General features: G+C 65.6%; 18 protein-coding genes. 10 read left to right on the top strand and 8 right to left on the bottom strand.

Annotated features, from left to right (window positions below; genetic code table 11):
- Nucleotides 1–186: 186 nt before the first annotated feature.
- Both yegQ and zwf read right to left on the bottom strand, forming a co-directional pair.
- Entirely contained in the window at nucleotides 187–1,590 is a 1,404-nt protein-coding gene (gene yegQ, locus JVX91_RS04735) for a tRNA 5-hydroxyuridine modification protein YegQ (RefSeq protein ID WP_205338240.1), read from the bottom strand.
- 655 nt (nucleotides 1,591–2,245) lie between these two features.
- Entirely contained in the window at nucleotides 2,246–3,718 is a 1,473-nt protein-coding gene (gene zwf, locus JVX91_RS04730; protein WP_205339930.1) for a glucose-6-phosphate dehydrogenase, read from the bottom strand.
- A 94-nt stretch (nucleotides 3,719–3,812) separates the two neighbouring features.
- On the opposite strand from zwf, the gene hexR reads away from it, so the two are divergent.
- Together hexR and JVX91_RS04720 are read left to right on the top strand one after the other, a co-directional pair.
- The gene (gene hexR / locus JVX91_RS04725) at nucleotides 3,813–4,697 is read left to right on the top strand and encodes a transcriptional regulator HexR (protein WP_138213612.1); all 885 of its coding nucleotides are present in this window, start codon (nucleotides 3,813–3,815) and stop codon (nucleotides 4,695–4,697) included.
- Between the two features lie 279 nt (nucleotides 4,698–4,976).
- The gene (locus JVX91_RS04720) at nucleotides 4,977–5,192 is read left to right on the top strand and encodes a transcriptional regulator (RefSeq protein ID WP_205338239.1); all 216 of its coding nucleotides are present in this window, start codon (nucleotides 4,977–4,979) and stop codon (nucleotides 5,190–5,192) included.
- Here the strand turns inward: JVX91_RS04720 and JVX91_RS04715 are convergent.
- Entirely contained in the window at nucleotides 5,146–6,081 is a 936-nt protein-coding gene (locus tag JVX91_RS04715) for a LysR family transcriptional regulator (RefSeq protein ID WP_139092869.1), read from the bottom strand. The genes JVX91_RS04720 and JVX91_RS04715 overlap by 47 nt on opposite strands.
- A gap of 240 nt (nucleotides 6,082–6,321) precedes the next feature.
- On the opposite strand from JVX91_RS04715, the gene JVX91_RS04710 reads away from it, so the two are divergent.
- The 3 genes from JVX91_RS04710 (at nucleotide 6,322) to JVX91_RS04700 (ending at nucleotide 10,377) form a co-directional block, all read left to right on the top strand.
- Entirely contained in the window at nucleotides 6,322–7,737 is a 1,416-nt protein-coding gene (locus JVX91_RS04710; protein WP_024766119.1) for an acetyl-CoA carboxylase biotin carboxylase subunit, read from the top strand.
- Nucleotides 7,738–7,748: 11 nt separating this feature from the next.
- The gene (oadA, locus tag JVX91_RS04705; protein WP_205338238.1) at nucleotides 7,749–9,563 is read left to right on the top strand and encodes a sodium-extruding oxaloacetate decarboxylase subunit alpha; all 1,815 of its coding nucleotides are present in this window, start codon (nucleotides 7,749–7,751) and stop codon (nucleotides 9,561–9,563) included.
- A 169-nt stretch (nucleotides 9,564–9,732) separates the two neighbouring features.
- Nucleotides 9,733–10,377, top strand: coding sequence for a c-type cytochrome (locus JVX91_RS04700; RefSeq protein ID WP_345890279.1), 645 nt, complete (start codon nucleotides 9,733–9,735; stop codon nucleotides 10,375–10,377).
- A gap of 62 nt (nucleotides 10,378–10,439) precedes the next feature.
- Here JVX91_RS04700 and JVX91_RS04695 read toward each other — a convergent pair whose 3' ends face one another.
- On the bottom strand, nucleotides 10,440–10,820 hold the full coding sequence (locus JVX91_RS04695; protein WP_205338237.1) for a hypothetical protein: 381 nt from the start codon (nucleotides 10,818–10,820) through the stop codon (nucleotides 10,440–10,442).
- Nucleotides 10,821–11,066: 246 nt separating this feature from the next.
- A complete protein-coding gene (locus JVX91_RS04690) occupies nucleotides 11,067–14,039 on the bottom strand; it encodes an autotransporter outer membrane beta-barrel domain-containing protein (protein ID WP_205338236.1) in 2,973 nt (990 codons plus the stop codon).
- Between the two features lie 163 nt (nucleotides 14,040–14,202).
- Here JVX91_RS04690 and JVX91_RS04685 point away from each other — a divergent pair, with 163 nt between their 5' ends.
- The gene (locus JVX91_RS04685) at nucleotides 14,203–14,544 is read left to right on the top strand and encodes a zinc ribbon domain-containing protein YjdM (RefSeq protein ID WP_205338235.1); all 342 of its coding nucleotides are present in this window, start codon (nucleotides 14,203–14,205) and stop codon (nucleotides 14,542–14,544) included.
- Nucleotides 14,545–14,768: 224 nt separating this feature from the next.
- On the opposite strand, the gene JVX91_RS04680 is transcribed toward JVX91_RS04685, so the two are convergent.
- The 3 genes from JVX91_RS04680 to JVX91_RS04670 all read right to left on the bottom strand — a co-directional run bounded on the left by JVX91_RS04680 (nucleotide 14,769) and on the right by JVX91_RS04670 (nucleotide 17,881).
- Nucleotides 14,769–15,608 (bottom strand): thioesterase family protein, encoded by an 840-nt coding sequence (locus JVX91_RS04680; RefSeq protein WP_205338234.1) that lies wholly within the window; start codon nucleotides 15,606–15,608, stop codon nucleotides 14,769–14,771.
- A 79-nt stretch (nucleotides 15,609–15,687) separates the two neighbouring features.
- Entirely contained in the window at nucleotides 15,688–16,674 is a 987-nt protein-coding gene (locus tag JVX91_RS04675) for a DUF5924 family protein (protein WP_205338233.1), read from the bottom strand.
- 298 nt (nucleotides 16,675–16,972) lie between these two features.
- Nucleotides 16,973–17,881, bottom strand: a complete 909-nt coding sequence (locus JVX91_RS04670; RefSeq protein ID WP_192435430.1) for a LysR substrate-binding domain-containing protein — start codon at nucleotides 17,879–17,881, stop codon at nucleotides 16,973–16,975.
- A gap of 203 nt (nucleotides 17,882–18,084) precedes the next feature.
- Between JVX91_RS04670 and JVX91_RS04665 the strand changes: the two genes are divergently transcribed.
- From JVX91_RS04665 to JVX91_RS04650, 4 genes are all read left to right on the top strand, one after another.
- A complete protein-coding gene (locus JVX91_RS04665) occupies nucleotides 18,085–18,882 on the top strand; it encodes a carbon-nitrogen hydrolase family protein (RefSeq protein ID WP_205338232.1) in 798 nt (265 codons plus the stop codon).
- Nucleotides 18,883–19,064: 182 nt separating this feature from the next.
- Nucleotides 19,065–20,558 (top strand): aldehyde dehydrogenase, encoded by a 1,494-nt coding sequence (locus JVX91_RS04660; protein WP_205338231.1) that lies wholly within the window; start codon nucleotides 19,065–19,067, stop codon nucleotides 20,556–20,558.
- 172 nt (nucleotides 20,559–20,730) lie between these two features.
- A complete protein-coding gene (locus JVX91_RS04655) occupies nucleotides 20,731–22,113 on the top strand; it encodes an aspartate aminotransferase family protein (protein WP_205338230.1) in 1,383 nt (460 codons plus the stop codon).
- A 386-nt stretch (nucleotides 22,114–22,499) separates the two neighbouring features.
- A complete protein-coding gene (locus JVX91_RS04650) occupies nucleotides 22,500–23,558 on the top strand; it encodes an ABC transporter substrate-binding protein (RefSeq protein WP_205338229.1) in 1,059 nt (352 codons plus the stop codon).
- Nucleotides 23,559–23,623 lie beyond the last annotated feature (65 nt).

Genomic DNA, 23,623 nt, shown 5'->3' with positions numbered 1-23,623 from the left:
GAGCGTGTGTTATGGGCGAGCTCGCGAACTGTCGCTGCTTGGGCCTGCCCTCACCCCAACCCTCTCACACAGGGAGAGGGAGCCGTCCGTAGCGGCTGACGCAAAATTTTCATCCTGCACCGAACGGGTCCCCTCTCCCCCCTGGGAGAGGGTTAGGGTGAGGGCCTTTAGAACTGGGCTGGGCAATCAGCTCCCGCCGCACCCGCACTTGCCGCAATCATTCCCGCAGCCGCCGGCTGCAACCGCTTCGCGGGCATCCCGCGTGGTCCCGCCATTCAGATTGCGCATTAGCAGCGCGTACTGCAGCTCCAGCTCCTCAGGCACCGGAATGTAAACCACATGCCCGTCGCCAGGCGCGACGCCGATGGACTCGCCCCGCGTGTTCTCCAGCGCATGCAGGCGGAAGGTGCGGTTGCCGGTCGGGGTCATCAGCTCGACGCTGTCGCCGGTTTCGAAGCGGTTCTTCACCCGCACTTCCGCCAGTCCGTTACGGCGCTCACCGGTGAACTCGCCGACGAACTGCTGGCGCTCGGACAGGGAGTGGCCGTACTGGTAGTTCTGGTACTCGTCGTGCACGTGGCGGCGCAGGAAGCCCTCGGTGTAGCCGCGATGGGCGAGGGATTCCAGCGTATCCATCAGGCCCAGGTCGAACGCGCGCCCGGCCACGGCGTCGTCGATGGCCTTGCGGTAGGCCTGGGCGGTGCGTGCGACGTAGTAGTGGGACTTGGTGCGGCCCTCGATCTTCAGCGAATGCACGCCCATCTGCGCCAGGCGCTGCACGTGCTGGATGGCGCGCAGGTCCTTGGAATTCATGATGTAGGTGCCGTGCTCGTCCTCGAAGGCCTCCATCAGCTCGCCGGGGCGGTTGCCCTCTTCGAGCAGGACGATTTCCTTCGTCGGTGCGCCGATGCCCAGGGTCGGCTCGACGTTTCGCACGGCGTGGCCCAGTTCGTCCTCATGGGCGGCGTGGGTCTGGTACTCCCAGCGGCAGGCGTTGGTGCAGGTGCCCTGGTTGGGGTCGCGGCGGTTGATGTAGCCCGACAGCAGGCAGCGCCCGGAGTAGGCCATGCACAGCGCGCCGTGGACGAAGACTTCCAGCTCCATGCCTGGCACGCGTTCGCGGATCTCGCCGATTTCCTCCAGCGACAGTTCGCGGGACAGGATTACTCGCTTGAGTCCCTGCTGGCGCCAGAATTCCACGCTGGCCCAGTTCACCGCGTTGGCCTGCACCGAAAGGTGGATATCAACCTCGGGGAAATGCTGGCGAACCAGCATGATCAGGCCGGGATCGGACATGATCAGCGCATCCGGGCCCAGGGCGATTACTGATTCGACGTCCTGCAGGAAGGTCTTCAACTTGGCGTTGTGCGGGGCGATGTTGACCACCACGTATAGGCGCTTGCCCAGGGCATGGGCCTCGTTGATGCCGGTGGCGAGGTTGGCGTGGTCGAATTCGTTGTTGCGCACTCGCAGGCTGTAGCGCGGCTGGCCGGCATAGACGGCGTCGGCGCCATAGGCGAAGGCGTGGCGCAGGCTCTTCAGCGAGCCGGCGGGGCAGAGCAGTTCGGGGGAAAACGGAGTGTGGGACATGGCGGCGCAGTGGGTAGTGGGAAAAAGGCCGCCACTCTAGGAAATTCGCGGGTTGCGCGTGCTGAGCGAGGTCAAGGGCATGGCGTTTTTTGTGGGAGCGGTGGGCGTAGGAGCAACTGTTTTCGTCCGGGAAACCCATACCAGTGCTTCCCCCTCACCCCAGCCCTCTCCCTCAGGGAGAGGGGGTAGTCCGAGCCGGCGGACGCAAAGGTTTCATCCTGCACCGAACGGTCTCCTTTCCCTCTAGGAGAGGGGGGCAGTCCGAGCCGGCTGACGCAAAGGTTTCATCCTGCACCGAACGGCCCCTCTCCCTCAGGGAGAGGGGCGGTCCGAGCCGGCTGACGCAAAATTTTCACCCTGCACCGAACGGTCCCCTTTCCCTCAGGGAGAGGGGGCAGTCCGAGCCGACTGACGCAAAGGTTTCACCCTGCACCGAACGGTCCTCTTTCCCTCAGGGAGAGGGGGCGGTCCAAGCCGGCTGACGCAAAGGTTTCACCCTGCGCCGAACGGTCCCCTTTCCCTCAGGGAGAGGGGGCAGTCCGAGCCGGCTGACGCAAATGTTTCACCCTGCACCGAACGGTCCCCTCTCCCTCTGGGAGAGGGTTAGGGTGAGGGCCGACCAAGGCGCAGAAGCATCTCCCAGGAGCGGATCCCATCACTCCAGCCACCGGCGCCCCTGCAGCTCCAGCAGCGTCTGCGCCTGCTCCGGCCCGTTGCTGCCGGCCGGATAGGGACGCGGACTCTGGTAGTGCTCATGCCAGCCGGCCAGGATCGGGTCGACCCAACTCCAGGCCGCTTCCACCTCGTCGCGGCGCATGAACAGCGTCGAGTCGCCCTCGATCACGTCCAGCAGCAGGCGCTCGTAAGCGTCCCAGCGGCGCTTGTTGGTGCTGAAGGCCAGGGCCAGGTTCAGGTCAAGTTCCACCGGCTCCAGCTGCATGCCCTTGCCCGGCGCCTTGGCCATCAACTGCACGCTGATGCGCTCTTCGGGCTGCAACCTTATCCACAGGCGGTTGGCCGTGCTGGCGGCGCTGCCGATCAGGCCGTTGGGCGCCGGCTTGAACTGGATGACGATCTCCGAGCACTTCTTCGCCATGCGCTTGCCGGTGCGCAGATAGAACGGCACGCCGGACCAGCGCCAGTTGTCGATCTCGGCCTGTACGGCGACGAAGGTCTCCGTATCGCTGTCGTTGTCGACATTTTTCTCGAACCAGTAGGCCGGCACTTCCTGCCCGCCGATGTGCCCGGCGGTGTACTGGCCGCGCACGGTCTTGTCCTGCACGTCCTGCCCGGAGATCGGCCGCAGCGCTTCGAGGATCTTCACCTTCTCGTTGCGCACGGCCTCGGCGTTGAAGCGAACCGGCGCTTCCATGGTCACCAGGCAGAGCAACTGCAGCAGGTGGTTCTGCACCATGTCGCGCATCGCCCCGGCGTGGTCGTAGTAGCCGCCGCGGTTTTCCACGCCTAGGGTCTCGCTGACGGTGATCTGCACGTGGTCGATATGGCCGTTGCGCCACACGGGTTCGAACAGTGTGTTGGCGAAGCGCAGCGCCATGAGGTTCTGCACGGTTTCCTTGCCCAGGTAGTGATCGATGCGGAACACCCGCGACTCGTCGAACACCTCGCCGATGGCCTGGTTGATCGCCAGCGCCGAGTCCAGCGAATGTCCCAGCGGCTTCTCCAGCACGATGCGCGCCAGCGGTCCGGCCAGGCCAGCGATCTTCAGGTTCTGCGCAATCGGCGCGAACAGGCTCGGCGCGGTGGCCAGGTAGTGCACCAGCACGCGGCCTTCGCTGCGTTTGAGGGCCTTGGCCACGCGGCCGAAGTCGGCGCTTTGGGAGGCGTCCATCGCCACGTATTCCAGGCGCTGGGCGAAACTGCGCCAGGCTTCGGCAGAAAAGTCGCTGCGCGCTACCTGGGCGCGGCAGTTGCGCTCGGCCAGGGCGAGGTAGGAGGCGTTGTCACGGATACTGCGGGCGAGGGCGAAGATCCGCGTGTCGGCCGGCAGGCGATTCTCCCGGTGCAGGTGGTAAAGCGCCGGCAGCAGCTTGTGCAGCGCCAGATCACCGCTACCGCCGAATACCAGGATGTCGCAGGAGCTGGGAAGACTAGGGCTTGCGGGCGTAATCAAGGACTTATTCCCTGGGCTTGGCGGGTAGTTTTGTAGTATAACTACAACAAGACTACATAAATTTCAGACAACTATCACCGAGCCTATCCCTGTGAACCTTTTGCAGCACATTGCCCAGTCGCGTCATCTGCTCCGCAAGTCGGAGCTCAAGGTTGCCGATCACGTGATGCAGGATCCTGCATCGGTCATGCACAGCTCCATGGCGGACCTCGCCCACAGCGTCGGCGTCAGCGAGCCGACCATCGTGCGCTTCTGCCGCGCCATCGGCTGCAGCGGTTTCCAGGACCTCAAGCTCAAGCTGGCGCAGAGCCTTGCTGCCGGCGCCAGTTTCGGCCAGTTCTCGATCAACGAGAGTGATTCGGTGGCGGACTTCAGCCTGAAGATCTTCGACACCACCCTGCACTCGCTGATGGAAGTGCGCGAAAACCTCGATACGCACGCCCTGGAGCGTGCCATCGCGGCCATCGCCCATGCCCAGCGTGTCGAGTTCTACGGCTTTGGCGCTTCCGGCGCGGTGGCGGCGGATGCCCAGCACAAGTTCTTCCGCCTGCTGCTCTCGGCGGCGGCGTACTCCGACCCGCACATGCAGGCCATGTCGGCGGTGACCCTGAAGCCCTCGGACGTGGCGATCTGCATCTCCCAGTCCGGCCGCTCCAAGGACCTGCTGGTGACCGCCAACCTGGTGCGCGAGGCCGGCGCCACGCTGATCACCCTGTGCCCGAGCCAGACCCCGCTGGCCGATCTGGCCACGGTGAACCTGGCGGTGGACGTCCATGAAGACACCGACATCTACACCCCGCTGACCTCGCGCATCGCCCACCTGGTGGTGATCGACGTGCTGGCGATGGGCGTGGCCATGGCCCGTGGCCCGGATCTGGTGAACCACCTCAAGAGCGTGAAGCGCAGCCTGCGTAGCCTGCGGCTGTCGCCGAAGGTGGTGAAGAATCATGAGGAGCGCCCGGAAGAGGCGTCCTGAGGTCGTACTACCTTGAAGAGCCCTCACCCCAGCCCTCTCCCGGGGGGGGGAGAGGGAGCTGATCGTGCCGGCTGATACTGCGGCGTCATCTCACACCTTACTGTCCCCTCTCCCTTTGGGAGAGGGCTAGGGTGAGGGGAAGGCCGCCACACGGACCTCCCGGAAAGGCCCCCGCCAACCGCTCGTCGGCGTCACCACCGCTTCACTGCCACGTCGTCAAACGGTCATCCGTCGTCAGCATGCTGGCGTCTCCAGCCCCCCGGCCTTGGGAGATGCGAGATGCCCCGCCATATCGACGACACCCAGCAGCAACTGGACGCCAAGACTCGCCGCAAGATTGAAGACCAGCGGCGCATGCAGTTCCGCCGCGCCATCGAGGACCGCGTGGAAGCCCAGCGCCTCGCCCTCGAAACCTCTGATTTCCCCGATCTGATCGCCGCCGCCTACCTCACTTCGGCGAAGGCGGGCCGGCGAAGCGTTCGGCAAGCTGGCTGATCAAGGCCCGCTCTTCACGGATGAAGGCGACGAACGCCTGGGCCACCGGGCTCAGGCGCTTGCCGCGGGCGTGCACCAGACACCAGCTGCGGTAGAGCGGCAGCTCTTCCACCGGCAGCTCGTGCAGCAGCCCGGACTGCAGTTCGCGGCTCACCGCGTGGCGCGGCAACAGTGCCAATCCGAGTCCCGCCAATACCCCTTCCCGTGATCCCTCCAGCGAGGCGAACTCCAGCGTCTGCGCGAAGTGCGCGCGTTTCTGCTGGAAGTGTTCCTCGCAGGCCTTGCGCGTACCCGAGCCGGGCTCGCGGATCAGCAGCGGATAGGGTTCCAGGTCCTTCAGCGAAAGCTTCGCGGCATTGCACAGCGGATGGTCCGGCGGCGCCACGGCAACGATCGGGTTGTTCAGGAAGGGCAGGAATTCCAGCGCCATGTCCTGGGGCACCAGGGACATGATCACCAGGTCGTCGCGGTTGTCCGACAGGCGCTTGATCACCTGGGCGCGGTTGACCACCGTGAGGTTCAGGCTGACGTCCGGGTGCTGCGCGTGGAACGCGGCGAACAGGTGCGGGGTGATGTACTTGGCGCTGGATTCCACCGCCAGGCGCAGCTGGCCCTGCAGCGAACCCTTGAGGTCGGAGAGATTCATGTCCAGCACCTCAAGGCGCTGGAAGATGTCGGTGGTGGCACGCAGCAGTGCGTCGGCGGCGTCGGTCTGGTAGAGCTTCTTGCCGATGTACTCGAACAGCGGTTGGCCGACCAGTTCTTCGAGCTGGCGAATCTGCAGGCTGACCGCCGGCTGAGTCAGGGCCATTTCCTCCGCGGCGCGACTGTAGGAACGGCTTTCGCACACCGCACGGAAAACCTGCAGTTGGCGAAGGGTCATACGCATCAATGACTTACGCATAGAACTCGACCTGATCGCGACATTTTCGATCGACTATAAAGCATTCTTTATGGCTACCCCAATAATTATTGATTTTGGTTAATCCTCCCTCCCGCGCTAGGGTAAAAACACGCCGGAACCCGCTCCGGCCACGAATATCCACAAGAGAATCCAGCTACCTGTAACGGGGCTGCCGATTGGTCTTTACGCCGGGGTCCACAAGGCCCGGGCCGAGGGAAAGCCGCAGTGATCAAGAAAATCCTGATCGCCAACCGTGGGGAGATCGCTGTCCGGATCGTGCGCGCCTGCGCCGAGATGGGCATCCGTTCGGTGGCCGTCTATTCCGATGCCGACCGTCACGCCCTGCACGTCAAGCGCGCCGACGAAGCCCACAGCCTGGGAGCCGATCCGCTGGCGGGTTACCTCAATCCGCGCGCCCTGGTGAACCTGGCCGTGGAAACCGGTTGCGACGCCCTGCACCCCGGCTACGGCTTCCTCTCCGAGAACGCTGAACTGGCCGATATCTGCGCCGAGCGCGGGATCAAGTTCATCGGCCCGTCCGCGGAAGTCATCCGCCGCATGGGCGACAAGACCGAGGCGCGGCGCAGCATGATCGCCGCCGGCGTGCCCTGCACTCCCGGTACCGAAGGCAACGTCGCCGACCTGGCCGAAGCCTTGTCCGAAGCCGAGCGCATCGGCTACCCGGTGATGCTCAAGGCCACCTCCGGCGGTGGCGGCCGCGGCATCCGCCGCTGCAACAGCCGCGAAGAGCTGGAGCAGAACTTCCCCCGCGTGATCTCCGAGGCCACCAAGGCTTTCGGCAGCGCGGAAGTCTTCCTCGAGAAGTGCATCGTCAATCCCAAGCACATCGAGGCGCAGATTCTCGCCGACTCCTTCGGCAATACCGTGCACCTGTTCGAGCGCGACTGTTCGATCCAGCGCCGCAACCAGAAGCTCATCGAGATCGCCCCCAGCCCGCAGCTGACCCCCGAGCAGCGCGCCTACATCGGCGACCTGTCGGTGCGCGCGGCCAAGGCCGTGGGCTACGAGAACGCCGGCACCGTGGAGTTCCTGCTCGCCGATGGCGAGGTGTACTTCATGGAGATGAACACCCGCGTGCAGGTGGAACACACCATCACCGAGGAAATCACCGGCATCGACATCGTCCGCGAGCAGATTCGCGTCGCGTCGGGCCTGCCGCTGTCCGTGAAGCAGGAAGACATCATCCACCGCGGCTTCGCGTTGCAGTTCCGCATCAACGCCGAAGACCCGAAGAACAACTTCCTGCCGTCCTTCGGCAAGATCACCCGCTACTACGCGCCCGGCGGCCCCGGCGTGCGCACCGACACGGCGATCTACACCGGCTACACCATCCCGCCGTACTACGACTCGATGTGCCTGAAGCTGGTGGTCTGGGCGCTGACCTGGGAAGAGGCGCTGGACCGCGGCCTGCGTGCGCTGGACGACATGCGCGTGCAGGGCGTGAAGACCACCGCTGCCTACTACCAGGAAATCCTCAAGAACCCGGAATTCCGTAACGGCCAGTTCAACACCAGCTTCGTCGAAAGCCACCCGGAACTGACCCAGTACTCCATCAAACGCACCCCGTCGCACCTGGCCATCGCCATCGCTACCGCCATTGCCGCCCACGCTGGCCTGTGAGGATCACGTACATGACCGTTGCCAAGAAAGTCACCGTCACCGATACCATCCTGCGCGACGCCCACCAGTCGCTGCTGGCGACCCGGATGCGCACCGAGGACATGCTTCCCATCTGCGACAAGCTCGACAAGGTCGGCTACTGGTCGCTGGAAGTCTGGGGCGGCGCCACCTTCGACGCCTGCGTGCGCTTCCTCAAGGAAGACCCGTGGGAGCGCCTGCGCAAGCTCAAGGCCGCGCTGCCCAACACCCGCCTGCAGATGCTCCTGCGCGGGCAGAACCTGCTGGGCTACCGCCACTACAGCGACGACGTGGTACGTGCCTTCGTCGCCAAGGCGGCGGTCAACGGCATCGACGTGTTCCGCATCTTCGACGCGATGAACGACGTGCGTAACCTGCGCGTTTCCATCGAGGCGGTGAAGGCCGCCGGCAAGCACGCCCAGGGCACCATCGCCTATACCACCAGCCCGGTGCACACCATCGACGCCTTCGTCGCCCAGGGCAAGGCCATGGCCGACATGGGCGTGGACTCCATCGCCATCAAGGACATGGCCGGCCTGCTGACTCCGTATGCCACCGGCCAACTGGTCAAGGCGTTGAAAGAGGCGCTGCCGCTGGACGTGGTGGTGCACTCCCATGACACCGCCGGCGTGGCCAGCATGTGCCAGCTGAAAGCTGTCGAGAACGGCGCCGATCGCATCGATACCGCCATCTCCAGCATGGCCTGGGGCACCAGCCATCCGGGCACCGAATCCATGGTCGCCGCCCTGCGCGACACCCCGTTCGATACCGGCCTGGACCTGGAACTGATCCAGGAAATCGGCATGTACTTCCACGCCGTGCGCAAGAAGTACCACCAGTTCGAGAGCGAGTTCACCGGCGTGGACACCCGCGTGCAGGTCAACCAGGTGCCGGGCGGGATGATTTCCAACCTGGCCAACCAGCTCAAGGAACAGGGTGCGCTGAACCGCATGGCCGAAGTGCTCGCGGAAATCCCCCGCGTGCGCGAAGACCTCGGCTTCCCGCCCCTGGTCACCCCGACCTCGCAGATCGTCGGCACCCAGGCGTTCTTCAACGTACTCGCCGGTGAGCGCTACAAGACCATCACCAACGAGGTGAAGCTCTACCTGCAGGGCCGTTACGGCAAGGCGCCGGGCAAGATCAACGAGCAACTGCGCCGCCAGGCCATCGGCAACGAGGAAGTCATCGACGTCCGCCCGGCCGATCTGATCAAGCCGGAGCTGAACAAGCTGCGCGAAGAGATCGGCAGCGTGGCCAAGTCTGAAGAGGACGTGCTGACCTACGCCATGTTCCCGGACATCGGCCGCAAGTTCCTCGAGGAGCGCGCCGCCGGCACGCTGAAACCCGAAGAGCTGCTGCCGATTCCCAATGGCAAGGGCGTCGCTGCTGCCGGCGGTGAGGGCGTGCCGACCGAGTTCGTGGTCGACGTACACGGCGAGAGCTACCGCGTGGACATCACCGGCGTCGGCGTGAAGACCGATGGCAAGCGCCACTTCTACCTGTCGGTGGATGGCATGCCCGAGGAAGTGGTGTTCGAGCCGCTCAACGAGTTCGTTGGCGGTGGCGGCAACAAGCGCAAGCACGCCAGCGAGCCGGGCCATGTCAGCACCACCATGCCGGGCAACATCGTCGATGTGCTGGTGAAGGAAGGCGACAAGGTGAAGGCCGGCCAGGCCGTGCTGATTACCGAAGCGATGAAGATGGAAACCGAGGTGCAGGCGGGCATCGCCGGCACCGTGAAGGCCATCCACGTAGCCAAGGGCGACCGGGTCAACCCCGGTGAGATCCTGGTTGAAATTGAAGGCTGACCAAGGACAGACGGGTCTTTAAGGTTCAGTCCCACGGGGGAGCACGATGCTCCCCCTTTTTTTTGCCCGCAGGGTTTTCATCCGACGGCGCGTTTGCTTGATCTGCGTCGGAAATTTCCTTCAGAAACCCATTAGCGTCGATGCTGGGAAAACTGACCAGGGTGCGGTGATGGGGAGAGTCGTTCTGTTGTGGGTGCTGCTGTGCGCGAGCGCCCAGGCATGGGGTCAGTCATCGGAGATGATGGATCGGCTCGCCGCTCTGGAGAAAGACCCTGCCAAGCGCGAACAGGCCTATGCGGCGGCGGAGGATCGCATCCTGCTGTGCAGCAAGTGCCACGGCAAGGATGGCAACAGCAAGCGCGACTACATTCCCAACCTCGCCGGGCAGAACCCGCAGTACCTCTTCGATGCCTTCGAGAAATACGTTTCCGGCGAGCGTACCGACTTCGTGATGAACCAGGCGGCCAAGTTGCTGACGCTCCAGGAGCGGGTGAACGTCGCTTTCTATTTCAGCCAGCAGAAGGTCCAGCCGAAAGCCGAGGCCACGGTGTTGGACAAGACGCTGGTGGAGCAGGGCGCGCAGCGTTTCGCCACGGTCTGCGTAACCTGCCATGGCCCGGCTGCGCTGGGGCATGACGGTTTTCCGCGTATCGCCGGGCAGCCCCGGGTGTACCTGACCCACGCGCTGCAGCGTTACCGCGACAAGGATCCGAGCCGGGCCGGATCGCCCATGTTGGGTGTGGCGGCGCTGCTCAGCGATGAGGACATCACGGCGCTGACGGCGTATCTCAGCCAGCTGCAACCCGCGCCTTAGTTCTGGCCGCGCGAACGGCGGCCAGAGGTCTTACCTGTCGTCCAGTGATGGACGACTCACCATCACTCGCACTTGAGCATCGACGCGACCTGGCCGAACTGCTCGTTCGCCGCGGTGCAGGACGGCGCCAGCTGAGATTTGTCGGGCACCGCGTTCCACTGCGCCTGGGCCAGTTCCAGGGACTTTTCGAATTGTGCGGAAGCCGCTGCGCCAGACTTGGCCACGCACGCCTTCACGCGGGCGACATAGTCATCGCACTCCTTGGGCAGAGCAGAAGCGTTGGCTTGCGGTGCGGCAGCGGATTGCTGCGGTTGTGCGGCGGGTTGGGCAGGGGCGCTGGTGGCTGCGGGTGCCGGGGCGCTGGCCTGGGTGGCGTGTTCTTCTTTCTTGTCGCAGGCAGCGAGAGTGGCGCAAAGGGAGAGGAGGAGGCAGATTTTCTTCATGGTTTGCTCTTGTTCAGCGGTTGGCAGGGTTCGGCCGCCCAGATTGGCGACCGAGGCCCGCGATGTTTTCGGTTCCCGCTTGCATCCGGTAGGCGCCTCCTTCCGAATTCGTCGCTGACAATTCCGAAAGTAGTGCGACGCCATCCCTGCCACGCCCCGACTTTGGCCGCCCTGGTTCGCAGGTTCAGCCAGGTAAACGAAAGAAGCCCGGCAATTGCCGGGCTTCTTTCAGCGCAGTTCAACGGATCAGAACGCCATCTGCCACTGGGCGATCAATGCGTGGTTCTGCGCGTTGCTGCCCATCTGGCCGCTGTAGCCGATGCCCACGGTGTTGCGCGCCGAGACACCGACGTCGAAGCCGACGTCCAGCAGCAGGCTGTTGCGGTCCAGCGCGGTGCCCTGGACGCTGAAGGCGTCGCCGCCGGCAATGAAGGACTGGCGGGTTTCGCTGTCGATGTCGCCGAAGGTGTGGCGCCAACCCAGCCCCAGGCGCGGGGTGAAGCTCATGCCGTTGCTCAGGGTGTCCAGGCGGGCGATGCGCAGGCCGAGGGTGCTGCTCAGGTTGTCCTGGTCCTGGGAGTCGACGTGCAGCGCGGCGGCGCCGCCTTTCTCGTTGTAGGAGTCGCGTTCATAGCGCTGGTAGTCCAGGCGCGCGTAGGGTTCGGCGCTCAGGCGGCCGCTGCCCATGGCGTAGCCGGTCTCGGCGAAGGCCTGCCAGCTGTCGGCGTCGTAGTCGCCTTTGGGACGATCGCTGAAACCGTCGAATTCGACCCGGCGTTTGCTCTCGCCGTCATGGCTGCTGTAGGCCGCCCCCAGACGCACCGCCAGCGGGCCGTTCTGGTGCAGCGCGTAGGCGCCCAGGTGCCAGCTGTCGATGTCGCCGGAAACGCCACCGCTGCCATCCAGATCGGTGTGCGAATAGCCGCCGAGTACGCCCAGGCGGCAGTCCGGGGTCACCGCCCAGTCGGCGCCGAGCAGGGTGCCGCCGGTGTTCTGCTGCAGGTCGCCGTTGTTGTCGTGCTCGTCGAGCTTGCCGTGGCTGCCGATGCCCTGCACCCACAGGCGGCCGGCGGCGTTCGGGTCGTTCAGGTTGCGCGCTTCGTTCGGTACGCCGGTGGCGGCGAGCATCGGTGTGTCGCCGCGCTCGGTGGCTGCCAGCAGACTGCTGCTGCCCAGCTGGCGTACGGCGTTGAGCATGGCGCCACCGACCTGCTGGCTGCCGGCGATGGTCGCGGCGGCGAGGCTGGCGTTGCTGGCGCCGGCCAACTGCTCCAGGGCAGCGGTGGCGTTGCCCGCATCGCTGGTGACCAGCGCGTTGTAGAGCGCGCCGCCGTTCTGGCTCTGCAGCGCGGCGCCGGCGTTGCGGCCGTTACTGCTGCTGGCCAGATCGCCGAACTGCACGTCGTTGCGGGTCAGTTGCAGGTCGACGCTGTTGACGCTGTAGCTCAGGGTCGGGGTGAGGAAGGCGAAGTTGCTCTTCACGTCGGCGAACTGGCCACTGACGCCGCCCGTGGAGCTGATGACCTGCACGCTGCTCTGCCACGGCCAGTTGCCGCTGCCGGCCTGCACGGCGAGGTGCGAGCCATCGATGCTGGTCTTGCCGTCGACTTGCACGGTGGCGTGGGCGCCGCTGGGCTCCACGCCGAAGGACAGGGTCGAGCCGCTTTGCAGGTTCAGGTTGCCGGTGACGTGTGCGGCGCCCTGGGCCGGAGAGGCGATCAGGGTGCCGGCGACGTTAAGGCCGCCGACGCTGCCGTTGCCCGAGTAAGTGGCACCCTGGTCGATCTGCAGGGTGCCGAGAATGCTGCCGGTGTTGGTCAGGCTGGCGCCGCTGAAGACTTCGCCGCCTTCGCTGAAGTCGTTGCTGCTGGAGAGGGTCCAGCTGCCTTTTTTCACATCCAGCCACTCGAAGTTCTGGCTGTTGCCGAAGCTGCCGCCGGCGGCGTCGTCGAGGGTGACGGTATCGCGGCCGGTGCCGCCATCCACCAGGCCTTCGAAGCGGCTGCCGGAGAGCAGCGTCAGGCTGTCGTTGCCGCCGCCCATTTCCAGCGCGATGCCGTTGCCGCCGTGGATCAGGCCGTCGTTGATCACGGTGTCGTCGAGGTCGCCTGAGAAGGTGACGCCGGACAGGGATTCACCGGAAATCGTGCCGTGGTTTTCCAGGGTGGTGGAGCTGAAGCCGCTGTTGCCGTTGCCATCGTCGACCAGGATGCCGCGGTCGACGCTGCGGATAATGGCGCCGGCGTAGTTGATGATGGTGCCGCCGCCCATGGCGATGCCTTCGCTGCCGTTGGGCGAGCCGTCTTTCGAGCCGGCTGCGCCGAGGCCTTCGATGATGCCGTGGTTCTCGATGTGGCCGGTGTAGTCGATGTCCACGCCATCGCCGTCGCCGTCCGGCACCAGGCCGTTGTAGGCGCCGCTGATGCGCCCGTAGTTGATCACCGTGCCATCGCCGTCGGAGCCGAAGCCCGAGCCGTTGCGGCCGATGATCACGCCGTCTTGGTAGTTGATCAGGGTAGCGCCCACATCGGTGGTGATGCCGTGGCGGCCGCCGCTGATCAGACCGTGGTTTTCCACATGGCCGCCCGCGGCGCCCTGGAAATCGATGCCGTCGTTCTTGGTGTCGGCGGTGATCATGTCCGAGCTGCTGATCTCGCCATAGTTGGTGATGCTCGCATTGCCGCCGGGGCGAATCGCGTCGTTGCCGTCGCTGTGGATGACCCCGCTGGCGCGGTTGATGATCGTGGTGGTCGCAGCGCTCTGCAGCTTGTCCAGGTCCAGCGCCTGGCCGGTGGCCGAGGTGATGCTGCCGGCGTTGTCGATCAGCAGACTGCCGGCGCTGAACGGGTTGTTCATGCGGATGGCGTCGTCGTAGCCGACGATCCGGCCGCCTTCGCGGTTGATGATCTGGTAGAAGCGCGTGGTGCTGTCGCTGCCGGAAGTGTCGACCACGCGGCCGGTGGTGGACTGCAGCAGGCCGCTGTTATCGATGACCACGCCGCTGCCGGTGGCTGCGCCCTTGAGGTCGAGGCTCTTGCCGCTGGTGACCAGGCTGCCGGTGCTGGTGACCGTCAGGGTGTCCTGGTTGGCCAGGGTGCGGCCGCTGGTCTGCGCGTCGCTGATGATGGGCGATACCGGAACGGCATTGGCGGTTTCGGCGGCCAGGCTCGCCAGAACGACGGCGATACTCAGCGCGAGCGGAGAGGGCTTGTGCAGCATGGCGTGGCGTCCTTTTCTTATCGAAGTGGCCGCCTGTTATAACGATGGATTCTTACGCTTTTGTAACGCTGCTGGCCTTGTGCCTTGCCTGCGTGCCCAGCGGGAAGACGAGAAACCTTATATACTCTGCGGTCTTTTTACCGTTTCCACTGTGAGAACCGCCGTGAGCCAGCTGCCGCCCTGCCCCAAATGCAACTCCGAATACACCTACGAAGACGGCGCCCAGCTGGTCTGTCCCGAGTGCGCCCATGAGTGGTCCGCCGACGGCTCCGGCGAGAGCGACAGCGATGCCCGCGTGATCAAGGATTCGGTGGGCAACCTGCTGCAGGACGGCGACACCGTCACCGTGATCAAGGACCTCAAGGTCAAGGGCTCGTCCCTGGTGGTGAAGGTCGGCACCAAGGTGAAGAACATCCGCCTGGTGGATGGCGACCACGACATCGACTGCAAGATCGACGGCATCGGCGCGATGAAGCTGAAGTCGGAGTTCGTGCGCAAGGTTTGAGCCTTCTGCGCAGATATAAAAAAGCCCGGCCAAGTGCCGGGCTTTTTTATGCGTCTACGACGCCCCTCACCCTAACCCTCTCCCAGGGGGAGAGGGGACTGTTCGGCATGCGCCGAAATGACGGTGCTTACCAACTGGCGCAGTAGCTTGTCGATGCACCGGACGGCTCCCTCTCCTGGGGGAGAGGGCTGGGGTGAGGGGAAAGGCGCCGCGACGAAGTCAGGTCATTCCTTGTAGTAAACGATCTGGTTGCTGGTCGCCAGCAGCGCGCCGGACTCGCTCCACAGCTGGGCGCTCTGGTCGAAGAAGCCGTTGCGGAATTCCTGGGCGCGGGCGTCGCCCAGCAGGTAGCCGGTGCCGACCTCCGCCAGTTGCGCGGCGTCGGTGTGGAAGTAGGTGGTGATCGACACGGTGCCGGCCGGTACCGGCGTGGCGCGGCGCAGCCAGACGCGCGGGTAGAAGATGTCGCTCACCGCCACGAGGGACAGGAAGTCCAGCGGTCGAGCCTGGGCGTCGCGCAGCCACAGTTGGCTGCGGCTGGTCTCGCCAGTGCCGTCCCATTTGGTCGGGAAGGCGCCGGAGACCGGGCGCATCTCGTACTGCTTGGGCCAGGCCACGCCTTTGGCGGCCGGGCTCATTGGCTCGAAGTCGCTGGCCGGGGCGAGGCTGGGGAAGGGCAGGTCGGTTAGGCTCCAGGTCTCGCGGCGCAGCGCGGTGACCAGGGTGGCAGTGGTGGTGACCTGCTGCTCGCCGGTTTCATCGGCCTGGGTCAGTTGCAGCAGCCAGTGCTGGGTGGAGCGGTTGGTGCGCACCGGGATGGCTTCGACCTGGAAGGCGCCGGCCACGACCGCCGCGGCGTAGTTCACCGTCAGCGAAACCGGGCTGCCGAGCAGCTGCGGGTGACGCAGCGCGCCTTGCAGCAGCACTGCGGCGGTCACGCCGCCGAAGGGGCCGACCATGTTCCAGTAGTCCTGGCTGGTGTGGCCTTCGTAGAGGTTGGCTTGGCCAGCAACGGGTTGCAGGGCCACGGCGCGGTCGAACGGATGCAAGGCGGTATCGGTCATGACTCTCTCGGCGCTTTTTGTTCTCGGGAGAGGCTCTATGTAGAGGAAAGCGCCGAGGCGGGTCAAGGATACCGAGCGGTCAGGGCGTGACCTCGAACCTCAGCGTGCCGATCACCTGGCCAGCCTCGGTGAGCACCTGCACCTGCCACTTGCCGCTCGGGTCGTTGGGGAAGTTCTGCTTGTGCGTCCAGGCGCGGTAGCCGGCCTCGCGGCCGCCCTTGATGTCCAGGGCGATGCGGTCGACTTCCTGGCCGTCCTTGCGCCAGGCGTGATAGATGCGCTCGTTCAGCCCGCGCGGAGCGTTGATCGCGGTGTAGGCGTAGAGACCCTGGCTCTTGATCTGCGCGACGCTGACCGTCTCCAGGCTGTCGCCGGGAGTGCGCTGGGCGTTGTCGAAGCTCTCGGTCACCGCCATCTCGGTCATCCACAGGGTCGACGGCGGCACCCAGGCGCGGGCGAACCAGCCCACCGCGCCGATGGACAGGGTCAGGCCGATCAGGGCGAACCAGCGCCACCATTTGTGGATCTTCACCGTCACCGCGAGGCTCGGGAACGACAGCAGCACGGCGATTCCCAGCGCCGCCTCGTAGCTCTGCGGGGTGCTCAGGTGGAGGATGATCGGCAGCGCGGTGAGCAGCACCGCGAACAGCGTCAGGGTGTGGTAGCCGAGGAAGGTCCAGCGCCGCACCGACAGCCACTTGTAGTAGATCGGGTCGGTGATCGCGGCGAGCCCCGCCAGTGTCAGCACGCCGGTGAACAGCGCCTGGCCGCTGTTCCAGGTGGTGGTGACGAAGAAGAACGGCAGGCAGAAGAACAGGCTTTCCTGGTGGATCAACTGGGTCGCGTAGCGCAGCAGGCCTGGCGGTACTTCCCAGCCGAAGCGGCTCTTGAAGCGCTTGGTGAGCAGGTTTTCCAGCATCAGCCAGATCCAGCTGACCAGCATGACGATGGCCATGGCGCGGGCGAAACCGGCGCGGTGGCGGTCGACCATGACGAAGCTGAACACCCCGGAGCAGAAACCGAAGAGGGCGATCAGGCGCTGCGCGCGCTCTTTCCAGATGAGCATGGGGGAGATGGGACAACGAAAACGAAAGGAGGCGGGATTGTAACGCCGGATGTCGGGGAGGGGCACGGGGAGTGACGGGAGGGGCGTCTGGTACTCGGGCGTTTCCCTCACCCCAGCCCTCTCCCGGAGGGAGAGGGGGCGGTCCTCTGCATCGGTGGAATTTGGAGCCAGCCGGCGAGCATTGGGCTTTCAGCCGGCGCCGAACAGTCCCCTCTCCCTCTGGGAGAGGGTTAGGGTGAGGGCAGGCCGCCGAGCCGGGGTTTGTTCGCGAGCAAGCTCGCTCCTACGAACAGCAACCTCAGTGCTTCCCGCTCAACTCCTCCCGCGCGAAATCGACGAACAGCTGCGCCGGCTTGGTCAGCTGGGCGCGCTTGAGCCAGGCGGCGACCAGGCCGGAGGTGCTGACTTCTTCGGCGACATCCACCGTCACCACCTTCTTGCCGTCGTAGGTGCACTCGGAATGTGGACGGGTGACCAGCAGAGAGAAGCCGAAGCCCTGGCCGACCATGCCACGGACCATCTCGATCGACGGCGAGCTGAAGGCGATGTGCGGGTTCAGCCCCAGTTCCTCGAAGATGCGCACGAAGTAGGTGCGGCTGGGCTGCACGTCCAGCAGGATCATCGGCTCCAGCACCAGGTCGCGCAAGGACACCTTGTCCTGCTTGGCGAAGCGGTGGTTCTCCGGCAGCAGCGCGTAGGGGCGCTGGGCGGGCATCAACGGGTCGGTGGAGATGGTGGCGTCGAGGTCGTGTTCGTAGAGCAGTGCCAGGTCGAAGCGGCCGGCGGTGAGGCCTTGCACCAGTTCCTGCTGCTCGCCGTCGCTGATGCGGATTTCCACGCCCGGATAGCGTTCGCGGAAGCCCGAGATCAGGCGCGGCAGGTAGAGCGGGGCGACGGTCTCGAAGCAGCCGATGTCGATCTGCCCGGCGACCACGTCGTTGTCCGCCAGGGCGTTCTGCTCGAACTCGTGGGCCATGCGCAGCAGCTCCTGCGCCTTGCGGTAGAAGCGCGCGCCGCTGGGAGTGAGCGACACGCCCTGGGCGTGGTGGCGGATGAACAACTGCACGCCGAAGCTCTCTTCCAGGCCCTTGATCGCCGTGGAGATGGACGGTTGCGCGATGTACAGCTTGCGCGAGGCTTCAGCCACGCTGCCGCACTCCACGGTGGTCACGAAATACTTCAGTTGCCGCAAGGTATAGGAAGCCACTGCACGCCTCGTTGATGCTTTTTTGAACAAGATACCGTGTTGCGCGGCCTCGCGGGCGCTGCACATGGCGAAGATTTTCCTCGCCGGGGACCACATTTTTCATGGCCTTGGCCGCCTGCTGCGACCCGCCGGGCACGGGCATACTCCGCTGAAACCCGAAATGCACCCTGCAAAACCCGTACACGCGGACTGGAGTAAAGCCCATGCGCATGGCCCTGTGGCAGACCTGCGGACTTCCCGGCGACGTCGCCGGCAACCTCGACCAACTGGAGCGCCAGGCCAGCGCGGCCGCTGCTGCCGGCGCGCAGCTGCTGCTCTGCCCGGAGCTGTGGCTGGGCGGCTACAACGTTCCGCAGCGGATGAACGAGCTGGCCGAAGCGGCGGACGGGCCATCCGCCCGGCGTATAGGCGAGCTGGCGCAGCGCTTCGGGCTGGCCATCGCCTACGGCTACGCCGAACGCCACCGGCAGGGCGGCAAGCCGTACAACTCGGTGCAGGTGATCGGCCCATCCGGCGCTGCCATCGGGCACTACCGCAAGGCGCACCTGTTCGGTGCCATGGAGCGCGACGTGTTCAGCGCTGGCGATGTGCTGGAAGCCCCGTTCGACTATGCCGGCTGGCGTATCGGCCTGCTGATCTGCTTCGACGTCGAGTACCCCGAGGCGGTGCGCACCCACGCGCTGAACGGCGCCGGGCTGATCCTCATCCCCACCGCGCTGACGCCGGAGTACGGCGCGGTTCCGGGCGTGATCGTCCCGGCGCGGGCGGTGGAGAACCAGTTGTTCGTCGCCTACTGCAACCACTGTGGCGTGGAGGATGGGCTGGCCTTCCTCGGCGGCTCCTGCATCGTCGCGCCGGACGGCGAGCGCCTGGCTGCGGCCGGGCCCGCAGAGAGCCTGTTGATCGTCGATCTGGACCCGCAGCAGCGTGCCCGCCAGGCCGACACTTTCCCTTACCTGCCTTGCCGCCGGCCCGAGCTTTACACCGCTCTTACCCGTTGAAATCACGGCCCAGAGCGGTGCGCGCCTGGGCACCATGGGTGGGCGGCGCGAGCCAAAGTGGTGCGAGGCTGCCCAGCTTTTTCATATACCCCGAAGACAAATTTAATAATTTTCCTTGGCAAGGCCTTGGGCGACCATCCAATCCACATTCCAACAACAACGATCCTCTACGGAGTGCCCTGGTGTACGAGCTCAACGATTGGCGGCAGCGTGCTGCCCGGCAGACCTTCATCGACAGCGCGCTGATCGGCGGCCGCCGTGTCGCGGCACAGGACGGCACCACCTTCGCGTCCATCGACCCGGCGACCAACCGCCTGCTGGTCAATGTCGCCGCCTGTGGCGCGGCCGAGATCGACGCCGCCGTGCGTGTCGCCCGCCAGGCCTTCGAGACCGGCCCCTGGGCGCGCATGGCGCCGCGTGAGCGCAAGGCTGTGCTGCAGAAGCTCGCCGAGCTGATGATGGCCAACCGCGACGAACTGGCCCTGCTCGACACCCTGAACATGGGCAAGCCGGTGATGGACGCCTGGAACATCGACGTGCCCGGCGCCGCTGGCGTGTTCTCCTGGTACGCCGAAAGCCTCGACAAGCTCTACGACCAGGTCGCGCCGACTGCGCAGAACGCCCTCGCCACCATCACCCGCACGCCGCTGGGCGTGATCGGCGCCGTGGTGCCGTGGAACTTCCCGCTCGACATGGCCGCCTGGAAGCTGGCGCCCGCGCTGGCCGCCGGCAACTCCGTGGTGCTCAAGCCCGCCGAGCAGTCGCCGTTCTCCGCCCTGCGCCTGGCCGAGCTGGCGCTGGAAGCCGGTATCCCCGAAGGCGTGCTGAACGTCGTGCCGGGCCTGGGCGAAACCGCCGGCAAGGCGCTGGGCCTGCACCCGGATGTGGACGCCCTGGTGTTCACCGGCTCGACCCAGGTCGGCAAGTACTTCATGCAATATTCCGCACAGTCCAACCTCAAGCAGGTCTGGCTGGAGTGCGGCGGCAAGAGCCCGAACCTGGTGTTCGCCGACTGCCGCGACCTCGACCTCGCCGCTGAAAAAGCCGCCTTCGGCATCTTCTTCAACCAGGGCGAAGTCTGCTCGGCCAACTCGCGCCTGCTGGTCGAGCGTTCGATCCACGACGAGTTCGTCGAACGCCTGATCGCCAAGGCCCGCGACTGGACGCCGGGCGACCCGCTGGACCCGGCCAGCCGTGCTGGCGCCATCGTCGATAACAAGCAGACCGCCGGCATCATGGCCTGCATCGACCGCGCCCAGAGCGACGGCGCGCAGCTCGCTTGCGGCGGTCGCCAGCTGAGCTTCAACGGCTCGGACAACTTCATCGAACCGACCATCTTCACCGGCGTGCGCCCGGAACAGTCCCTGGCCCGCGACGAAGTGTTCGGCCCGGTGCTTGCAGTCATCCCCTTCGACAGTGAAGAGGAAGCCGTGCGCCTGGCCAACGACAGCATCTACGGCCTCGCCGCCTCCCTGTGGAGCGACGACCTGCACCGCGCCCACCGCGTGGCTCGCAAGCTCAATGCCGGTACCGTGTCGGTAAACACCGTGGACGCGCTGGACCCGGCGATTCCGTTCGGTGGCGGCAAGCAGTCCGGCTTTGGCCGCGACCTCTCGCTGCACTCGTTCGACAAGTACACCCAGCTGAAGACCACCTGGTTCCAGCTGCGCGACTAAATGCAAGACAGGCCGCCGGGATCAAACCCGGCGCCTGAGCAACACCCGAATTCCTAACCGAACCGCTCGAGACGGCCGGTGAGACTGCCCAGGTAAGTCCGTCGCCCTCGATCCCCTGAAGACCCCTCAGGCCGGCTGCCGGAGCACCGCCGAGGGATAGAGGAGAACGTCGATGACCGACAAGACCCGCGCCCCGCGCGACACCCGTGAATACCAGAAAGCCGATGCGGCCCACCACATCCATGCCTTCCTCGACCAGAAGGCGCTGAACGCCGAAGGCCCGCGCGTGATGGTGCGTGGCGAAGGCCTGCACCTCTGGGACAACGACGGCAACCGTTACCTGGACGGCATGTCCGGCCTGTGGTGCACCAACCTGGGCTACGGCCGCAAGGACCTGACCGCCGCCGCCACCGCCCAGCTGGACGAGCTGCCGTACTACAACATGTTCTTCCACACCACCCACCCGGCGGTGATCGAACTCTCCGAGACGCTCTTCAGCCTGCTGCCCGACCACTACAGCCACGCGATCTACACCAACTCCGGCTCCGAGGCCAACGAGGTGCTGATCCGTACCGTGCGCCGCTTCTGGCAGATCGAAGGCAAGCCGCAGAAGAAGATCATGATCGGCCGCTGGAACGGTTACCACGGCTCCACCCTGGCGGCCACCGCTCTGGGCGGCATGAAGTTCATGCACGAGATGGGCGGCCTGATCCCGGACATCGCGCACATCGACGAACCCTACTTCTTCGCTGCCGGCGGTGACCTGACCCCGGCCGAGTTCGGCCGTCGCTGCGCGCTGCAGCTGGAAGAGAAGATCCTCGAACTGGGCGCCGACAACGTTGCCGGCTTCATCGCCGAGCCGTTCCAGGGCGCCGGCGGCATGATCTTCCCGCCGGAAAGCTACTGGCCGGAAATCCAGCGCATCTGCCGTCAGTACGACGTACTGCTGTGCGCCGACGAAGTGATCGGCGGCTTCGGCCGTACTGGCGAGTGGTTCGCCCACCAGCACTTCGGCTTCCAGCCCGACACCCTGTCCATAGCCAAGGGCCTGACTTCCGGCTACATCCCCATGGGCGGCCTGGTGCTGAGCAAGCGCATCGCCCAGGCGCTGGTGGAAGAGGGCGGCGTGTTCGCCCACGGCCTGACCTACTCCGGCCATCCGGTGGCGGCAGCGGTGGCGGTTGCCAACCTGCGCGCGCTGCGTGACGAGGGTTGGGTGAATGCGGTGAAGAACGACACCGGCCCGTACCTGCAGCAGTGCCTGCGCGAAGTCTTCGGCAACCACCCGCTGGTGGGCGACATCCAGGGCACCGGCTTCGTCGCCGCGCTGCAGTTCGTCGAGGACAAGGCCACCCGCAAGCGCTTCGACAACGAGAACGACATCGCCTGGCGCTGCCGCACCATCGGCTTCGAGGAAGGCGTGATCATCCGCTCCACCCTCGGCCGCATGATCATGGCCCCGGCGCTGGTCGCCGGCCGTGCCGAGATCGACGAGCTGGTCGACAAGACCCGCCGCGCGGTGGATCGCACGGCTCAGGAAATCGGCGTGCTGTAAGGCACGACCTGTAGGAGCGAGGGGGACGCCTAGTCCTTGCTCGCGAAGCTTTTGTGCTGGGTCTGAGGGCCCCTCTCCCTAACCCTGGCTGCGCGCCCCGCTCCGAAGGGAGAGGGGACTGGATCGGTGCAGGTTGATGCCAAGGTGTCAGCCGGCACGAACAGCTCCCTCTCCCTTCAGGGAGAGGGCGGGGGGAGAGGGAACCCGCTAGCGCCGAAGTTTCACGAGCAAGGACTAGGCGTCCCCCTCGCTCCTACAAAAAAGAACACCAACAACAACGCCGCGAGCGCAAAGACGCCCGCGCGATGGAACCCTTTTGCCCGGCTCCTGGCCGGGGGTACTGCCCAGCAACACAACAACGCCAATCCGGCTGTGGGAGTCGTTCCATGAAAGTGTCCTTGTTCACGCGCATCTCCATCACCTGTGCCCTCGCCGCCGCTGTCGGCAGCGTTAATGCCCAAGCTTCAACAGGGCCCCAAAGCATCACCGTCATCTCCTTCGGCGGCGCCACCAAGGCGGCCCAGGAGCAGGCCTACTTCAAGCCCTTCGAGGCCAGTGGCGCCGGCAAGATCGTTGCCGGCGAGTACAACGGCGAGATGGCCAAGGTGAAGGCCATGGTCGATGTCGGCAAAGTCACCTGGGACGTGGTCGAGGTGGAAAGCCCCGAGCTGCTGCGCGGCTGCGAGGAAGGCCTGTTCGAGCGCATCGACCCGGCTGCCATCGGTGCCGAATCGCAATTCGTACCGGGCACTCTCAGTGAATGCGGCGTGGCCACCTACGTCTGGTCCATGGTCATGGCCTACAACAGCGCCAAGCTGGCCAAGGCCCCGCAGTCCTGGGCCGATTTCTGGAACACCGCCGAATACCCGGGCAAGCGCGGCCTGCGCAAGGGCGCCAAGTACACCCTGGAAATCGCCCTGCTGGCCGACGGCGTGAAGCAGGAAGACCTCTACAAGGTGCTCGGCACGAAGGAAGGCGTCGACCGCGCCTTCGCCAAGCTCGACCAACTCAAAGCGAACATCCAGTGGTGGGAAGCCGGCGCGCAGCCGCCGCAGTGGCTGGCCGCCGGCGACGTGGTGATGAGCGCCGCCTACAACGGCCGTATCGCCGCCGCGCAGAAGGAAGGCGTGAAGCTCGGCATCGTCTGGCCGGGCAGCCTGTACGACCCGGAATACTGGGCCGTGGTGAAAGGCACGCCGAACAAGGCGCTGGCCGAGAAGTTCATCGCCTTCGCCAGCCAGCCGCAAACCCAGAAGACCTTCTCCGAGAACATCCCTTACGGCCCGGTGAACAAGGGCACGCTCGGACTGCTGCCGGCGGAGGTGCGTGACCAGTTGCCCACCGCCCCGGCCAACCTGGAAGGCGCCCGCTCGGTAGACGCCGCCTTCTGGGTCGACCACAGCGAAGAGCTGGAGCAGCGCTTCAACGCCTGGGCCGCTCGCTGATTTGATCCATTCCTGATCCGAGCCCGGCGTCCGCGCCGGGCCTGCCTTGCCAACGACGCGTGAGA

The sequence above is a fragment of the Pseudomonas sp. PDNC002 genome, from assembly GCF_016919445.1.
Taxonomy (GTDB): Bacteria; Pseudomonadota; Gammaproteobacteria; order Pseudomonadales; family Pseudomonadaceae; genus Pseudomonas.
The sequence above is the reverse complement of the archived record's forward strand: the minus strand, read 5'-3'. Positions and strand labels throughout refer to the sequence as shown.

Bases quoted from the DNA above. Each gene is read 5' to 3' on its own strand.
- JVX91_RS04655 (WP_205338230.1), top strand. From the start codon at position 20,731: ATGACCGACAAGACCCGCGCCCCGCGCGACACCCGTGAATACCAGAAA.
- JVX91_RS04715 (WP_139092869.1), bottom strand. From the start codon at position 6,081: ATGCGTATGACCCTTCGCCAACTGCAGGTTTTCCGTGCGGTGTGCGAA.
- JVX91_RS04675 (WP_205338233.1), bottom strand. From the start codon at position 16,674: ATGCTCATCTGGAAAGAGCGCGCGCAGCGCCTGATCGCCCTCTTCGGT.
- JVX91_RS04695 (WP_205338237.1), bottom strand. From the start codon at position 10,820: ATGAAGAAAATCTGCCTCCTCCTCTCCCTTTGCGCCACTCTCGCTGCC.
- yegQ (WP_205338240.1), bottom strand. From the start codon at position 1,590: ATGTCCCACACTCCGTTTTCCCCCGAACTGCTCTGCCCCGCCGGCTCG.
- JVX91_RS04690 (WP_205338236.1), bottom strand. From the start codon at position 14,039: ATGCTGCACAAGCCCTCTCCGCTCGCGCTGAGTATCGCCGTCGTTCTG.
- JVX91_RS04680 (WP_205338234.1), bottom strand. From the start codon at position 15,608: ATGACCGATACCGCCTTGCATCCGTTCGACCGCGCCGTGGCCCTGCAA.
- JVX91_RS04720 (WP_205338239.1), top strand. From the start codon at position 4,977: ATGCCCCGCCATATCGACGACACCCAGCAGCAACTGGACGCCAAGACT.
- oadA (WP_205338238.1), top strand. From the start codon at position 7,749: ATGACCGTTGCCAAGAAAGTCACCGTCACCGATACCATCCTGCGCGAC.
- JVX91_RS04650 (WP_205338229.1), top strand. From the start codon at position 22,500: ATGAAAGTGTCCTTGTTCACGCGCATCTCCATCACCTGTGCCCTCGCC.
- JVX91_RS04665 (WP_205338232.1), top strand. From the start codon at position 18,085: ATGCGCATGGCCCTGTGGCAGACCTGCGGACTTCCCGGCGACGTCGCC.
- JVX91_RS04700 (WP_345890279.1), top strand. From the start codon at position 9,733: ATGGGGAGAGTCGTTCTGTTGTGGGTGCTGCTGTGCGCGAGCGCCCAG.